Origin of the sequence: Candidatus Doolittlea endobia (assembly GCF_900039485.1) — a bacterium.
Classification (GTDB): Bacteria; Pseudomonadota; Gammaproteobacteria; order Enterobacterales; family Enterobacteriaceae; genus Doolittlea; species Doolittlea endobia.
Map to the genome: position 1 here is coordinate 386,491 of NZ_LN999833.1, position 17,659 is coordinate 404,149.

At 45.0% G+C, this 17,659-nt stretch carries 9 protein-coding genes, 1 tRNA gene and 2 pseudogenes; 2 read left to right on the forward strand and 10 right to left on the reverse strand.

Features of this window, described 5'->3' with window-relative positions:
* Position 1 precedes the first annotated feature (1 nt).
* Both carB and folA read left to right on the forward strand, forming a co-directional pair.
* Positions 2-3,244, forward strand: a complete 3,243-nt coding sequence (carB, locus tag A4A68_RS01390) for a carbamoyl-phosphate synthase large subunit (RefSeq protein WP_067565737.1) — start codon at positions 2-4, stop codon at positions 3,242-3,244.
* Positions 3,245-3,310: 66 nt separating this feature from the next.
* Entirely contained in the window at positions 3,311-3,799 is a 489-nt protein-coding gene (folA, locus tag A4A68_RS01395) for a type 3 dihydrofolate reductase (RefSeq protein WP_067565740.1), read from the forward strand.
* 69 nt (positions 3,800-3,868) lie between these two features.
* Here folA and apaH read toward each other — a convergent pair.
* The 10 genes and pseudogenes from apaH to rsmC all read right to left on the reverse strand — a co-directional run bounded on the left by apaH (position 3,869) and on the right by rsmC (position 17,528).
* A pseudogene (gene apaH, locus A4A68_RS01400) lies at positions 3,869-4,716 on the reverse strand (bis(5'-nucleosyl)-tetraphosphatase (symmetrical) ApaH).
* A 195-nt stretch (positions 4,717-4,911) separates the two neighbouring features.
* Positions 4,912-5,589: a ribosome biogenesis GTP-binding protein YihA/YsxC gene (gene yihA / locus A4A68_RS01405; RefSeq protein WP_067565743.1), complete on the reverse strand. Its 678-nt coding sequence runs from the start codon at positions 5,587-5,589 to the stop codon at positions 4,912-4,914.
* 401 nt (positions 5,590-5,990) lie between these two features.
* A complete protein-coding gene (locus tag A4A68_RS01410; RefSeq protein ID WP_067565746.1) occupies positions 5,991-6,734 on the reverse strand; it encodes a type 2 GTP cyclohydrolase I in 744 nt (247 codons plus the stop codon).
* A 182-nt stretch (positions 6,735-6,916) separates the two neighbouring features.
* A pseudogene (locus A4A68_RS01415) lies at positions 6,917-7,865 on the reverse strand (histidine kinase dimerization/phospho-acceptor domain-containing protein); the annotation flags it as partial.
* Positions 7,866-8,006: 141 nt separating this feature from the next.
* Positions 8,007-8,705 carry an envelope stress response regulator transcription factor CpxR gene (gene cpxR / locus A4A68_RS01420; RefSeq protein WP_067565749.1) on the reverse strand — a complete coding sequence of 233 codons (699 nt, stop codon included), beginning with the start codon at positions 8,703-8,705 and terminating at the stop codon, positions 8,007-8,009.
* Positions 8,706-9,582: 877 nt separating this feature from the next.
* The gene (pyk, locus tag A4A68_RS01425) at positions 9,583-11,022 is read right to left on the reverse strand and encodes a pyruvate kinase (protein ID WP_067565752.1); all 1,440 of its coding nucleotides are present in this window, start codon (positions 11,020-11,022) and stop codon (positions 9,583-9,585) included.
* A 1,455-nt stretch (positions 11,023-12,477) separates the two neighbouring features.
* The gene (fabA, locus tag A4A68_RS01430; protein WP_067566546.1) at positions 12,478-12,996 is read right to left on the reverse strand and encodes a bifunctional 3-hydroxydecanoyl-ACP dehydratase/trans-2-decenoyl-ACP isomerase; all 519 of its coding nucleotides are present in this window, start codon (positions 12,994-12,996) and stop codon (positions 12,478-12,480) included.
* Positions 12,997-13,065: 69 nt separating this feature from the next.
* Positions 13,066-14,811, reverse strand: a complete 1,746-nt coding sequence (locus tag A4A68_RS01435; RefSeq protein WP_082800148.1) for an AAA family ATPase — start codon at positions 14,809-14,811, stop codon at positions 13,066-13,068.
* Between the two features lie 1,419 nt (positions 14,812-16,230).
* Positions 16,231-16,317, reverse strand: a tRNA-Leu gene (locus A4A68_RS01440).
* A 164-nt stretch (positions 16,318-16,481) separates the two neighbouring features.
* Positions 16,482-17,528, reverse strand: coding sequence for a 16S rRNA (guanine(1207)-N(2))-methyltransferase RsmC (gene rsmC / locus A4A68_RS01445; RefSeq protein WP_067565759.1), 1,047 nt, complete (start codon positions 17,526-17,528; stop codon positions 16,482-16,484).
* Positions 17,529-17,659: the final 131 nt, after the last annotated feature.

The window sequence follows — 17,659 nt, forward strand, 5'->3', positions numbered from 1 at the left end:
GATGCCAAAACGTAACGATATAAAAAGTATTCTGATTCTTGGCGCTGGTCCAATCGTTATCGGGCAGGCCTGTGAGTTCGACTATTCAGGTGCGCAAGCATGCAAAGCCCTGCGCGAAGAAGGCTACCGCGTAGTGCTTGTAAATTCTAACCCCGCTACCATCATGACCGATCCTGACATGGCTGATGCCACTTATATTGAGCCTATTAACTGGGAAGTAGTACGCAAAATCCTTGAAAAGGAGCGTCCGGACGCGCTACTCCCAACCATGGGTGGCCAAACGGCGCTGAACTGCGCGCTTGAGCTGGAACGTGCAGGAGTACTAAAAAAATTCGATGTTGAAATGATTGCCGCTACTGCTGACGCGATTGATAAGGCCGAAGATCGCCAGCGTTTCGATAAAGCAATGAAAAAAATTGGTCTGGAAACTGCTCGTTCAGGTATTGCTCATACCATGGATGAGGCACTTTTAGTTGCATCAGATGTCGGTTTCCCATGTGTCATCCGTCCATCATTCACCATGGGTGGCACCGGTGGTGGCATTGCTTATAATCGTGAAGAGTTTGAAGAAATTTGCGAGCGTGGTTTAGATCTGTCACCTACCACTGAACTGCTGATCGATAAATCTCTTATCGGTTGGAAAGAATACGAAATGGAGGTGGTGCGCGATAAAAAAGACAACTGCATTATTGTTTGTTCTATTGAAAACGTCGATCCGATGGGGATCCATACCGGCGACTCGATAACTGTCGCACCGGCGCAAACCCTGACCGACAAAGAATACCAAATTATGCGTGACGCCTCGATAGCAGTACTGCGTGAAATTGGTGTGGAAACCGGCGGTTCCAATGTTCAATTCGCGGTCAATCCAAAGACTGGCCAGCTTATCGTTATCGAAATGAATCCGCGCGTTTCCCGCTCTTCCGCACTGGCATCCAAAGCTACCGGCTTCCCTATCGCCAAAATAGCCGCCAAGCTGGCTGTGGGTTATACCCTTGATGAACTGACGAACGACATTACTGGCGGTCGAACGCCAGCTTCCTTCGAGCCTTCCATCGACTATGTTGTCACTAAAATCCCACGCTTCGACTTTGAAAAATTTACAGGTACCAACGATCGGCTGAGCACTCAGATGAAATCAGTCGGCGAGGTCATGGCTATCGGCCGTACCCAACAAGAGTCGTTACAAAAGGCGCTGCGCGGATTAGAAGTCGGCGCCACTGGCTTCGATCCCAAGATCAATCTAAATGATTCAGCAGCGTTGACCACTTTGAGGCGTGAGCTTAAAGAAGCCGGCAGCGAACGTATCTGGTATGTAGCCGACGCATTCCGCGCCGGCATGTCAGTAGATGGCGTATTCAACCTGACTAACATTGACCGCTGGTTCCTGGTGCAAATTGAAGAACTTGTCAAACTGGAAAACGACGTGGCAGAACAGGGTGTTACTGCACTCAGCGCCGATTATTTGTATTATCTGAAACGAAAAGGTTTTTCTGATGCACGTTTGGCCGCATTGGTAGGGGTGACGGAGACGGAAATCCGAAAATTACGCGAAAGCTACAGTTTGCATCCGGTGTACAAGCGAGTCGATACCTGCGCCGCCGAATTTCCTACAAATACCGCCTATATGTATTCGACCTACGATGAAGAGTGTGAATCCAAAACACATCAAGATCGTAAAAAAATCATGGTGCTAGGGGGCGGCCCTAACCGGATAGGGCAAGGAATCGAATTTGACTACTGCTGCGTGCACGCCTCGTTAGCGCTGCGGGAAGACGGTTATGAAACTATCATGGTTAACTGCAATCCCGAGACGGTTTCCACTGATTATGACACTTCAGATCGTCTCTATTTCGAACCGGTGACACTGGAAGACGTGTTGGAAATCGTGCGTATTGAAAATCCAGAGGGCGTCATTGTCCAGTACGGTGGTCAAACGCCGCTGAAACTAGCCCGTGCCCTGAAGGATGCCGGTGTGCCAGTGATTGGCACCAGCCCGGATTCTATTGACAGAGCGGAAGACCGAGAACGGTTTCAGGAGGTGGTTAAATATTTGGGGCTGAAACAGCCAGCCAATGCGACTGTTACTACTATCGATCTAGCAATGGAGAAAGCCGCGACTATTGGTTACCCCCTGGTGGTCCGCCCCTCCTATGTTCTCGGGGGCCGAGCGATGGAGATCGTTTACGACGATACGGATTTGCTACGCTACTTCCACAACGCTATCAATGTCTCTAACGATGCGCCTGTTCTGCTTGACCGATTTTTGGACGATGCACTAGAAGTGGACGTGGACGTGGTTTGTGACGGTAAAAACGTGCTAATCGGCGGCATTATGGAACATATTGAGCAAGCTGGGGTGCACTCCGGCGATTCAGCTTGTTCGCTACCAGCCTGTACGTTAAGTCCTGAAATCCAGGACGTCATGCGTCAGCAGGCAGAACAATTAGCGTTTGAACTGCAAGTCAGTGGTCTGATGAACGTGCAGTTTGCCGTAAAGAACAATGAAGTATACCTGATTGAGGTCAATCCACGTGCTGCGCGTACAGTGCCGTTTGTGTCAAAGGCTACCGGCGTATCCCTGGCAAAAGTCGCTGCTAGAGTAATGGTCGGTCAATCTTTGCTACAACAGGGTGTAACTCGCGAGGTTATTCCACCCTACTATTCGGTAAAAGAGGTCGTGCTGCCGTTTAATAAATTTCCTGGTGTAGACCCAATCCTCGGTCCGGAAATGCGCTCTACCGGTGAAGTTATGGGAGTGGGGCTAACGTTTGCTGAAGCGTTCGCTAAGGCGATGCTTGGTAGTCAGTCACGTATGAAGAAAAGCGGCCGTGCACTATTGTCGGTACGCGATGGAGACAAAGATCGGATAGTTGATTTGGCAATTAAGTTATTAGAACATGGCTTTGAGCTTGATGCGACCCACCGCACAGCAGTGATTTTGGGCGAGGCTGGAATTAATCCGCGTCTTGTTAATAAAGTTCACGAAGGGCGACCGCATGTTCAGGACAGAATCAAAAACGGTGAATACAACTATATTATCAATACAACTGCCGGCCGCCAGGCCATTGAAGACTCCAAGCTCATCCGGCGCAGCGCCTTACAATATAAAGTCCATTATGACACGACCATAAACGGCGGCTTCGCAACTGCGATGTCCCTTAACGCTGACGCTACTGCCCAGGTGATTTCGCTACAAGAAATGCATGCGAAAATCAAGAAGGAGGAAAGACACTCCTATTAGGAGTGATTTAACACCAGCTATCGCTGTTCTGAATTTCTTATCAGCAATTTTCTTATAAGATCTATCATGATTATTAGTATGATTGCTGCTCAGGCAGTAAAACGTGTAATCGGAATGGGAAATGCCATACCTTGGCACCTTTCCGCCGATCTGGCTTGGTTTAAGCGTAATACACTTCATAAACCAGTTATTATGGGGCGTAAAACATTTGAATCCATTGGCAGGCCGCTTCCAGACAGACAGAATCTCGTGTTAAGCAGCCGTTCTGGCAATAATGATTCCGTGATGTGGGCAACGACATCAGCGCAGGCGCTGGCGGCAGTGGCCGATAAGGCGGCAGAGGTAATGGTAATCGGGGGAGGTAAGGTCTACGAGACGTTTTTCCCCCAAGCAGAACGACTTTATTTGACCCATATCAACGCCGAAGTAAACGGTGACACTTGGTTTCCTAACTACGATCCAGATGAATGGTGTTCTACCTTTAGAGCATTTCATGACGCGGACGACAGCAATACTTACAGCTACTGCTTTGAAATTCTAGACCGACGCGTTTGAAGCTAGATTTTACGACGTTCCGCACTGGATTTAAAATACCTCCAAATCGCCAAAATTGAAGTACGGACCTCAGTCTACAATAGAATTGTTGACGCCGGTTGCGCCTTGACGATTCGAAGGCACCTGGATAAGCGTTTTATCTTCCCAACGCAGTTGGGTCAATGCGCCGCCCCAACAACAACCAGTGTCAATCCCGTAGATATGAGCCGGCGTTCCCTGTCCCATCAGCGAGGCCAATGACCAAAAACAATATTGTAGCGTTCAGATACTGGGCTCGATAAGGTGACCACGGCCGTAGCGGAAATGGAGCTTTTTCCGGCGTGTCTTTGCAGTGAATTTCCAACTGAATGTTGGGAAAAACAGTAGCGCATGCGCGTAAAAACATTAGTGCTGAACTGCAAGCGCGCCAGACCGCTTAATTCAGGACTCCATTTATTCGGCGCATCTCCGTATATGACATTTAGAAACAGCGGATAGCTATTGCTTTTCAGCATCGCTTCCACCTCATGAGTGCACTGACGTGCTGTGAAAAGGTCCCACTGTGGAGTAATGCCGGCGTGAGCCATAACTAATTTTTTCTCTTCATCTACTTGAAGCACTGGTTTGACGACGCATCCAGTCAATTAGCTCCTCAACGTCCTGCGCTTCCAAAATCGGCATGATGCAATCTTTCAGATTATTACGGCAGATGCGGAAAATACCATCAAAAGATGGAGATCGTGATTGCCCAACACTAATCGTACGCAGTCCCCTAGACTGCGTACCAGTCGCAGTACCTCTAGCGAATCCGGTCCGCGCGCAACAAGATCTCCAGTCAACCAGAGCGTATCTTCTTCTGAGTCAAACTGAACCTGCGCTAATATACTTTTCAGTTCGTCGTAGCAGCCGTGAACATCACCAATTAAATAAGTCGACATAGTTAGAGGTTCCTCACAAAATAAAGATATCAAGTAGGACAAAGTAGCTGCACCTTTGGGACGTCAATTTCGCCGCTTGATTTTATCAATATATTTTAACTATATAACTTGTTGAATCTAATAAGACCTAATCAAGGGCCATATATCGGTGTAGAAGGCCATGAAGCATAGAGTATAAAAATCAATAGATCTGATTCATAACACATAATTCAAGAACTTTGGTGGTGTTTCTTCTGATAGCGAAATAGTTGAAAACCACTCATCTAACTTACCTCTTAGCTTATTTACCCCCTGTTTGTTTAACGCTGAGAAGGTTTCAACTTGAACATCTCCCATAAAGATCTGCACCGCTTTACGCACTTGATTTAGTTGCGCCTTGCGTACGATAGAAGCTAGCTTATCTGCCTTAGTAAGAAGAATCAGCACTGGGATATTGACATTGACCGCCCATTGTATCAATCTCTGATCGAGATCTTTCATCGAATGACGAATATCCATTAATACTATCAACCCTTTGAGGTTATTACGCATTTGCAGATATTCAACTAAAGCGCGTTGCCATTTATTTTTTAGTGTTTTAGGAACGTCTGCATAGCCATATCCGGGCAGATCGACCAGTCGGAAGCCGGGTTTCACCTCAAACAGATTGATAAGCTGTGTGCATCCAGGTGTTTTACTGGTTCTTGCTAGCCTTTTTTGATTAGTCAGAACGTTGAGTGCGCTAGATTTTCCAGCATTGGAATGTCCTGCGAAAGCAATTTCAATTCCGCTATCGACCGGTAAATAGCGGATGTCTGGCGCGCTGATCACGAAATGTGTCAGATGATAGTTATGGGATTTTATCAAAGGTATCCCTTTCTTTATAGAAAGCATATGATCAGTAATGACACCGCGTATGGCACATAGCGGTCGCAGTCATTTTTGCATGGCTTTCTAATAGTTTTTACTGAAACGGTAAAGTCAATAAGTTGCTCGATATGCTAGCACGAAAAATCCGCGAGAAACGTTGCTGTTCGCTCGCAGTCAATTTAGATAAACTAGAGCATCGGTTCTCCGACTTTTTTATCGGTGCGCAGATTAATAGTAAGATTAAATATCAACTTGCTATCTAACAACCTTGTCATATCGATGCTAATTTTAAAAAATACATGATTTTAAGAACAAACAGAAAGTTGAAATATTTTCCCGCGCAGATGTAGCGTTGAACTCCGATACAAAATATTTACTACATAACGAGAGCAGATAATATCAATCTTTCCTTATAACCACTGTCTTTAAGCAGGATTAGGAATCTCAATAAAAGTCACATCTAAATTATACTCTTGGGTCAGCCACGAGCCTAAAGCGTAAATTCCGCCGCGTTCAGTAGCATGGTGGCCGGCTGCATAGAAATGCAGACCTTGTTCCCTGGCAACATGAATGGTATGTTCGGACGCTTCTCCTGTAATAAAAGCGTCTACGCCCGCCTGTGCTGCCAGTTCGATAAACTTTTGACCGTTTCCGGTACACCAAGCCAACCGCAAGATCTGCGCTGGCCCGTTATCGCCGCAATGTAGCACGCTACGCCTAAGCGTCTGTTCAAGGCGCAAACGCAAAGCATCACCGCTAAGCGGTGTTTTGAGTTCACCTTGTAGCAGTAGTGGTGTTATTGCTCCTGTTACTCGAATTTCTAACGCCACTGCAAATTGCGCGTTATTGCCTAATTCCGGATGGGCATCCAGCGATAAATGCCAAGCATACAGATTAATATCGTTAGTCAGCAGAGTTTTTAGCCGTTGGCGTTTCATGCCTCTGATAACTGGCGCTTCATTTTTCCAAAAATAACCATGGTGAACGATGACTGCGTTGGCCTCGTGGGCTAGAGCGCTTTCCAGCAGCGCCTGACAGGCTGTAACGCCGGTGACGATACGCTGTACCTCTTGACACCCCTCCACTTGCAAACCATTAGGGACATAATCTTCTATTTCGTTGCTGTTAAGCTTTTGGTTGATAATGTATTCGAGTTCGGTATTGTGCATTAGTTTGCCTCTTTCTAGTCTGCCTGGCGTCCCTCTTCGATTTTTATTATTATGGACGATCGGTGATGAACGTGTAAATACTGCTGCCTTTAAGCAGGGCGCAGAATAGCAAACGTTCGTTCTTACATCCATTCCATAATACGCCGTGGCAATCGCATTGGCGTCTAGTGCGCCTGCTTAGGCTAGCGCAGAAGCAATAATGGTAACCAAATAATCAGCCGTAAACCACCTACATCTTTTACCCAGCCTCGGAGCTGTATAACGGTGGTTTCGGCAATCGCTAGACCAAGTCCAGTACCACCAGACTCGCGATCATGCGCTTCATCTGCAGAGGCATTACCTAGCAGTGCCCAATTACCTGGCGGAGAAGTAACCTTTAGGCTTTTCCCTAGTTGCTCAGCTTCAAACATGCATCATTGATGCACATCTGACCAGATCGTTCGCTTTCAATACTTCCTGCAACACTTTGTTTTTATGCTGATTACGTGACAACACCAACAAATCGTTAATCATCGAGTCAAGCCGTTGCGCTTCCGTCTCGATATGCGTAAGTTCATATCCTTCACCGTGTCGTCGACGTATCAACGCGGTAGCCAACTGGAACCGGGTTAATGGTGTCTTCAGTTCATGAGAGACATCAGACAGTAAGCGCTGCTGCGCGATGACCATCCGTTCCAGAGCGCTAACTATTTGATTAAAGCTAACGCCGGTAGTTGAAAATTTCTACGGACCTACTGCCATCTTGGTGTGTTGCCGCAGATTCTCCCGCACCACTACATCAGCAACATGCTTCAGTTTACGTATTGGTTTAGCTAAACCCCGAGCTAGATACAAAAGTAAAGGAATGTTGATGAATATACTGACAATCAATAATAACAGCTAGCGATCGAACAAGAGATTAATGAAGTCGGATTGAACTCTTCCTTTCAGATGAATCTGGTAAAATTGATAATTGTCTTCGCCGTCGCGAATAGCAACAGGCCCTAGTAGTTCGGCGCGCGCATATTTTTTCTTCTGGAGATGATTAGGATTGCCCGATTGGAAAATAAAGTTGCGGACAGTTTACATTTCTCTGGTTACTAGAATTAAACGCTGACCGGGCGGCGCCTGATTCTTAACGATACGAAATAGCGGCGCCATCATAAATCGCTGTCTGAATCAGCGGATGCTCCATTTCTACGTGCTGCTACAGCATTAGGCTCTGAAGATTCGGCGCTATAAGTATTAGCTTGATCACCGCGAGAGAGTCAACCTCGTGTGGTTAAGCTATAATCATACAGCGGATACCATCAAATAACCACGACCACGTAACGTTTTAAACCATGGATGCCTATCTTTGCGTTCTGGAAGCTTACGCCGCAAATTAGACACATGCATATCAATGGCCCGATCAAACGGCGTCAGGCGCTTGCCTAATACTTTCTGGCTCAAATCTTCCCGCGACACTACTTGTCCTAAATGTCGTGCTAGCAAATACAGTAAAGTAAACTCGGTACCGGTCAATGCCAGTGGTACTCCGTTAAAGGTAGCCTCTTGTCGGCCAGGGATTAGACGTAGAAAATCTACCTCTAGTGAAAGAGTGTCGGCCTTGCAAGGCTGCTGTTGTTCCGTCCAGCATGAACGGCGCAGTATTGCCCGGATACGTGCAATTAGTTCTCGGTCGTTAAACGGCTTAGGTAGATAACCATCTGCGCCTAATTCCAGGCCAAAAACGCGATCCAGCTCGCTACCGCGAGAGGTCAACATCATTATCAATGTCTGATGTTGTTGGCGTAACTCTGTGAGGGCGTCAATGCCGTTCTTACGTGGCATCATTACATCGAGAAGCAAGAGATCAATAGATCTATCTAACTGACTCAACGCCTGCTCGCCGTCGTAAGCCACTTGGACATTAAAACCTTCCATTTCCAATAGTTCTTTCAATAGCGATGTTAATTCGCGATCATCATCAACCAAAAGGATTTTATTCATTTGATTCACCTCTTCATGAAAATACGTCATCATTCCCTTCCAATTCATGGTTTTTAGTAATTTCCATCGCTTAATGCATGTTGTCTAGTGAAAAAGGACCCTCCCAATGAGGCTAGGATGCATAAGATATTCGCCGCCTTAGTATCTATTAATGCTGTCGCTGCTGATAACAATACTTTAGAAATCTGGAAACAGGACGATGCCGTTAGGAAACAAACAGAATAGATGTTCAGGAGCATGTTGCTTATCAGGTCAAAACCAGGTGCGTAATCAAATATATCACTTGCTTACGCTGGAACAGTAATAGATCCTAGCGCAAAAACATCTGCAATGAGTAGCTTGAGGCTGCAGATTAATGAACAAGATTTCAATTTTATCCAGAAGCCATCAGTAAAAAGCAGAGGCTTGGGCTGCTTTTATCAAAAGGAATATTTAGATTAGCTAACAGATCAAGCTAAATGACGTTCACTGTTTCAACAGGAGCATATTAGAAGTAGGTAAAGTAAACCTATATAGTAAGTATACGGTCATTTTTAACAAAAAATATCTATCTTTAACGCGCGACGATAGTTCATCGTATATGTTCTTAAAGAAAAGGCGGTCGTTATTGGATTCAATGCTGTTGTGTCATCTAATAATCTTGTTATGTATTGATTCTGATTTCGAAAAACAAATGATGAACATATTTGAGCGTAAGTATATTAATTTAAATTATGTTGCATTGTGTTAATAATTTATGTAGTATCTATGCGCACCTAAAATGTGTAGCATGGTACATGGATTAGAGGACATGCTTTATTGATTCCGACTACACCATTCCCATCTATTAGCGCTGCGCGCATCGCGCGCAGCGACTCACCTCCATCTTACCAGGTTATCATTCTACGCGCAGGACGCGGCTAGTGTTAGTGAACCCGACTATATCGACATCACCCTGGGTGATAATGACCAAATCTCCCGACACTAGAAAGCCTTTATCTCGCAACAAATTAATAGCATAGGTCGCCGCCGCGATACCCTCACCGTCGCAGTCAAAGTAAACCGGCGTCACACCGCGATACAGTGCAGTCAAATTCAGGGTATGTTCGTGGCGCGAAAGAGCAAAAATCGGCAGACCAGAACTGATACGCGACATCATAAGCGCGGTACGGCCAGATTCAGTCATTGAGATAATAGCGGCAACACCTTTCAAGTGGTTGGCAGTGTACATCGCCGACATGGCGATGGCTTCTTCGATGTTATCGAATTGCACGTCTAGCCGATGTTTAGACACATTGATGCTCGGGATTTTTTCGGCACCGAGGCAGACATTAGCCACGGCGACCACCGTTTCGACAGGATATTGTCCTGCGGCAGTTTCGGCCGAGAGCATTACCGCATCGGTTCCATCAAGCACTGCGTTGGCAACATCCATAACTTCCGCGCGCGTTGGTATCGGATTGGTTATCATTGATTCCATCATTTGCGTAGCGGTGATGACAGCGCGATTAAGCGTACGAGCACGACTAATTATTTTTTTTTGAATAGCTACCAGTTCTGGATCGCCGATTTCAACTCCTAAATCTCCGCGTGCGACCATTACCGCATCCGAGGCGAGGATAATATAGTCCATCGCTTCTTCGGTCACTACAGCTTCGGCGCGCTCCACCTTCGAGACAATTTTGGCATAGCTGCCTGCATTTCTGGCCAGACGGCGCGCATAATTCAGGTCTTCACCTGTCCGAGGGAAAGATACGGCTAGATAATCAACGCCAATTCGCGAAGCGGTAATAATGTCGGCTTTGTCTTTTTCAGTCAGAGTATCGGCTGATAGACCTCCGCCAAGCTTATTAATGCCTTTATTATTGGACAATGGACCGCCTATCGTCACTATTGTGTAAATCCGCGTATCCTGGACTTCGAGCACTTTGAGCCGTATGCGACCATCATCGAGTAATAAAATATCACCAGATACTACATCGTCCGGCAAACCTTTATAATCAATGCCTACCCGTTCACGGTTGCCCTCTCCGAGGCCAAGTGAAGCATCCAGTAGGAATTTGTCGCCGACATTCAGGAATATTTTCCCTTCATGGAAGGTCGAAATACGAATTTTAGGTCCTTGTAAATCTCCGAGTACTGCTACATGTTGGCTTAGTCGAGCCGAAATTTCACGAACTTTCTGTGCTCTCCGCAAATGATCTTCTGTGCTGCCATGTGAAAAGTTAAGGCGTACAACATTAGCCCCAGCGGCGATTACTTTTTCGAGATTGCTCTCGCGATCTGTAGCTGGGCCGAGGGTTGTGACAATTTTAGTTCTTCTTAGCCGTCTAGACATGGATAACTCCGTTGACTTAGGCAATAGTGTTGTTGCGATAAAAAGACTATTCTGGTAGGGTAAGAGACATTAACCACTACACATGGTAGTCCATACTTGTAAAATCTACGACATCCGAGACCTTAGTATAGGGTTTAGAAATCGCCTTGAATGACTTTGTTAAAGTCCTAAGTTCGCTTTATAAAATCGCGGTTCTTTTAAGCCGTCCGCCCTTGACCTGATTTTCATCAGAATTTTGGACTGCACTATAATATGAAGTTAGTTATCAAGACATCGTTCATAGTCAAATGTCATCGCTATTTTCAAACACTAGCAGTGAGCGTAGCAAACTGATAGTATAGCCGATCATGCCTCGTGCCGATGCCGAGAGTGTTAAAAATATGCAGCTTATGCGTTGTAGGGCCATATCCTTGACTAAACCACTGGCATGCACTACTTATGTTGAGTATTGTTAATAATTTCTGTAGCATCTGTGTATTGCTGATTCTAAATAAATGAGTAAAAGCCCTCTTCTCATACAACCATCAGCATAAAACAATCAGAGAGGATTGTCACGTATTTCATTGTTCTTCTGCTTCACAGAAGATAACGACTTTAGCATGAGGTTTTGTACTACCCCACATTAAGTGTCATTAGTGTAGTCTAATGACGTTGCGATAACGAAAGCAAGCTGGAACATTTTCTAACACTGAAAGTAGCTTAATAAACGCAAAGTGACTCAACTTTCTTTTTGTGTTTCAGGCATCTACTCAAGTATTTTGTTATTTTCTGAGTATGCCGAGTCAGTTTACCAAAATATACGCACTAGTAATCTTCCTTTTTCTCGCTTTGTCTTGATAAAGGGCATTCATGCATTTTTATCTTAAATATGCGCCAATGAGAACGTTATATCAGATAGTGCAACATCTTAATCACATGGCTTTCTTCAGGTCAAAACTTATTGCTTTTAGTTTTCGTGGCATTGTTCCGCCGGAAGTCCATCATAGGTGATGCTTCTAATGAAGTTCACGATCATAAATATGCAAGTCACCGAAGGTACAGATAGTCGGATTCTCTCTGCCTATCACATATACAGCAGATTATCCATTACCAATGCGAATAACATCCTTAAAAATTATCGATTGATCTCAAACATGGACAAATTAATCGTAAAAACTCTATGCCGCATGGGTATCATAATAGTAACTCAGAGGATATATGTTTATTAGGTCAGTTTAGATGCCATTTTTATTAAAATGGGACATGCATGAAACATGGCTGAAAAGGTCACTGGCAATCGTTATGCACGATGCATTATAGGTTTAAGTGATTTCATGAGCCTTATTCACGTTGGAATAGCCTATCCGTATTAACCATAAAGATAAGATCAATTTTGCTATATCCAAGAACGACCTCCGCTTGACACGGAGGTTTTTCAAGCGGCGTCAAACATTGACGCTATGCCAGAAGAAAGCATCAGAAAGCAGCAGTATCCTTAAAGAGCCCAACTTTCAAGTCACTGGCAGTATAAATAATAATCCCATCGCACAGGACTTCCCCGTCCGCCATACCCATGAGCAGTTTACGATTAATTACTCGGCGAAAATGGATGTGATAGGTAACTTTTTGCGCGCTCGGTAGAATTTGTCCAGTAAATTTTACTTCACCTACACCTAGCGCGCGGCCTTGACCTTCCCCGCCAAGCCAGCCTAAATAAAAACCGACTAACTGCCACATGGCATCCAGACCTAAGCAACCTGGCATTACCGGATCGCCGATAAAATGGCAGCCGAAGAACCACATATTCGGGTGTATATCCAGTTCCGCTTCCATGAAACCTTTATCATAATTGCCGCCGTTTTCGGTTACATTGACCACTCGGTCCATCATCAGCATATTTGGTGCTGGCAACTTCGGGCCATCTTTGCCGAACAATTCGCCGCGGCTAGACGCCAAAAGCTCTTCTTTTGTATAAGATTCGTGTTTATCCACCATATTCTCTAAACCTTCATTATTGAGTCCGCGCATTACCTGGCATACTAATCGTTAACAATTCCACTAGCTTTAGTTCAACCAGTTTAACCAGCGAAAGGACCAGGGAAAATGCTTCCGCTCGTGTAGATTCATATTGTCGATACGCTCGCGTATCGACGCGAGAAGACTTGGGCGCTTATCGTGGTTAAACGGCAACGCGGTCAGGATTTCCAATGCTTCATCGATAGTATCTACCGCCCACAAGGAAAATTGCCCATCACATACCGCCTCGACAACATCGTCGTGAAGGCATAAGTGGCGTACACTAGCGGTAGGAAGAATCACCCCTTGGGCGCCGGTCAGATCACGCATTTGACACAAAGCGAAAAAACCTTCTATTTTCTCGTTCACTCCGCCAATGGGTTGGACGCGTCCGAACTGATCTACCGAGCCGGTAACGGCAATTTGTTGATTAATAGGTTTATTCGCTAGCGCACTGATAAGCGCCACTCCTTCTGCCAATGAAGCGCTGTCTCCGTCCACCTCACCATAAGACTGCTCAAAAACTAGCGAAGCAGAGAAGGGCAGCTGTTGGTCCAACTTTAGCGCTGACATCAAAAACGCCTGCATAATCATCATGCCTTTAGCATGGATATTGCCGCCTAATTCCGCTTTACGCTCGACATCATTGATTTCACCATCTCCTAAATGCACGACGCAACTAATACGTGAAGGTTCACCGAACGGTAGCGGATGACCTGGAAAATCTAGCACTGACAAAGCATTCACCTGGCCTACAACTTGACCCTCCGTTTTCACCATAATCTGACCTTCAGCGATTTCATCCTGCATCCGCTCGCTAAGATAGCTTTCACGCCAGAGGCGTACGCGATCACTTTCGGAAAACGCCGCAGCGGTTAAGGCTCGCTGAGAGCCGTACAACGCTGCTTCTTTTAGCCGTCTAGTAAGCCACTGAGGACACAGTGGTAGCTGGCATTGATCGCCGCTATAGCGGACTGATTGTCGTATCAAGATCGGCCAAGCGTCGGCATTTAGCAGTGCTAGCCCTTGACGCTGGGCCAGCGTGTTGACCCAACCGCACCATTGTGCCATTTCCTCAGTCTCCGTGATGCGCATTTCAGACTCGAATTCACCATAAAGCGCCAGACGGGTCAGTTCAGGTTCTAAATCGCTCATACCAGCCAACCCTTCTCGGTCGCTAAGAATGATTAATCGTAAGTTGAGTGGCATTGATGGGACGGAAATTGGTAAAGGACGACTATTATCTGCCGGTAACCAATCAAAGCGTTGCTGCAAAATCATCTGTTTAAGCCGAAACCAAAGAAAAGGTTGACTAGTGAGAGCACGGGCCCCGACGATGAGGACACCGCCGTTAGCGTGATGCACTAAGCCAGGCTGTAAATCGATAGCATCTTGATAACAGCGCATTGCACCAAACAACTGCTCGTATTCTACCCAAGTCTGCCACACGCAAACATCGCTGGAAGCAAAGTTATCCTCAGCCTTAGTCGCTGGTTGTTCGCTAATCCTCATACCAGTTACGACATAGCGGCTGCCGGTAGGCCGGACTGGCGTAGGCAGGATCTGCTTAATCTCCTCGGCAATCAACTGAAGATAGTCTTCTATCTCTTGTGCCGTCAGCAGCATAAAGCGACTAGGCGAATTTTCATGGCAAAATTGTGCCAATCCATCCATAAGACGAGCCTGTAGAGTTGCCAAAGGAGCAGACAAAGGCGGGCAAGGTTGGTTAAATACTGTTGCGAAATCGGCTAGATCAGGCAGTAAATATTTCCATTGTAATTTTTTGTTGGTCAAAATGATAAATGGTGCCGATGTTTAAAGAAACTCTGATTATACAAGAAGAGACATTGCTACGTCTCAACCCCTTTTCTTGAGGCATTGTTGCCGCCACATGCCAACGTAAACACATACTGAATTAATACACACATATTTTAGTGACTATAATCACAAATGAACATACTACGTTTTGTATGTTTAAGACTTAGATTATGATTAAAATTATTCGTTGTACACAGCCAATGAAGTTCAATGTAATGGTCATTCGGCATTGGAAACTCAACACTCACCAGACTATCGTCGATATAGTATCGTCGATATAGTAAAGCATGTTTTTTGCATTTACGAGCAAGAATCTATACAGACTATCCATTGAGACATCATTGTTGTAATCAACAGACCTTATAACTACATCAGTCATATAGTGTTTATACCTGTCTCGCTATAAAAAGCGCAATAGGGACAAGTCTTTCCTATAAAACTAATTTTCTTCCAAAATCAGAATCAATGCTATTAGCTGATATATGATCATACGTAGTTGTTACTACATTTTGGTACGAGCCATTGTTGTGCTTTTATGTTGATAAAAACGTGAAACTCATCAAGTATCCCCGTATAAAGACGTAAACGTTTATTTAATATGTATTAAAGGAGAATCTATGACTTGTCGTTCTTTCTCTCTAATGTTGACATTTTACAGAAAACCATTATCTGATACTCCAGCTTATAACCTACTGAAACATCAAGTAGCGTGAGTGACAAGAAGCGTGATGTCGGAAATGAGTATATTAGTGGATTAGGGAAATGAGTCTTAAGCTTTGTTATTGACCATTAAACAATGATTCAACAAACAATTCTGGTTAATGGACTTGCGCGATGAAATTCGCCTAAGAAACCTGAATCAGGACGTGCATTTAAACATAATACAGCTTAACCGTAACACGCAACCATTAATTGATTATCATTGATCAAATAATCAGTTTTTTCACGTCGTGGCTCAACTGCTATAATCCCACTTTAAAAACAAATGATTTTACAAGAAAAGGGGTTAATGATCTTAATAGCGGACGGTCAGTTTAGGTGCGTTTCGCCAGTTTTTACCTCAGTAGTATTCAGTTCTCGACTTGGCCTACGGCATATATCGACGATAACTCGTTGGATTTGAACATGACCCATTGGCTTAACTTGTCAATCTAAGCATGTTTCTATATGTTTACTTTCAAATAATATATTTGGAAATACTTTCTACGATGCAGATAAGTCATATGCAATGCACCTGCATGATATTATAGGTACAGGTCAGAATAGAACACTTGTTGCTGGCAATACGGTTAGTTGTTCTAAACCTGCTAGCAGATTATTTTCTAGTCGACAGAGACCATGATATGAATTTATCCATTAAACAAGTCGAAACCAGAGGTGAAAACCAACATCTTGTGGTGCGAAGAGAGGGACTTGAACCCTCACGTCTCTTAAGACACTAGCACCTGAAGCTAGCGCGTCTACCAATTCCGCCATCTTCGCTTAACAGAAATAGCCGATCAAAATCTTTACTACAAGTGATGAATTCTAGAGGTTTTAGCGTTGAGGTCAATGGTTATTTATATAATTCCTCGGGCATTTTCCTAAAATACCGCGCTCGACTGAACCACCAACACGCGGTACATGATCTCGTGCTATCGCCTGTATTAATAACGGCATTTAACGCAGCTGTGTTTTACGCAATGGATAGCCTGATACACTTTGAAGCGGCCGTTTTGCGCCAGCACCTGATAATTGCCGAATACAGCATTGAGCAGATGCGCATAAGGTAGAAAAGCATTAGCTACAATACGCAATTCGCCATAGATCCGCAGATGGTTAAGCGCGCCGCGAATCAGCATTTCAGCTGCCTGCAAATTAATTTGTATGCCATCATGAAACGGCGGGTTTGAAATAATCATATCGAAGTGACCACTGATAGAAGAGTACACATCGCCAGCTAGTACCTTCCCTTGCAGCCCATTGGCTAATAAGGTAGCGCGGCTGGCCGCCAACGCTGGCGCATAGGCATCACTGAGCGTTAGTTGTACTCCTGCCGCTTCTTTCGCAAGAACAGCTGACAAAACGCCGACGCCGCATCCGATGTTAGCCACATGACCGTGAAGCGGCTGATTAAACGTGGACAATAGCAATTGACTACCATCATCTAGTCCGTCACGGCTGAAAACGCCAGGTAAAGTTTTGATCACTACATCTTCATGTTGGTAAGATTGCCAAAACGCCTCGACATTGAAACAGGGTTGCTGAACAAGCTTGCCTTGATACAACTTGCATCGCCGAGCGCTGTCGATTTTAACCAGAGGACACCAAACTGACAGCATAGGTTCGGCGCTATACACGCCGCTGCGATTTCCCCCTACCACATACACATCACAGCCCAACGGTAGCAGCGACAACAGATTAGTTAATTGAAACAGCGCTTCTAGCTTGTTTTTCGGCCAGTAATAGATAAGCGTATCGCACCCGCCGACCAGCTCGGTGTCAGCCACTGAGCTGAATTGTACCGCCTGTTCTCCAAGCGTGTTCACCAGAATTTGGTAATGATGATACCAGGTAGTATGCACTTTAACACTTCTTGCCTCGAGGCGGATAGGTAGAAAATCCTGTAAGTCACCTGCAATCACGACCCGTTTATTTGAAAGTGTATCTTGATGCCGGACTAAAAGTTCAGTGGCATGAGTTAAAGCAGGCATGCGACAAATGTTCCTCATTAAATCGAGCAAAATGCTTTACTGACCTGAATTCGATTGGTTTAATAGTATAACAACACAATAATGATAACAACAAAGCGCACCTGACAATTACAACAGCTTGGCATGGCACA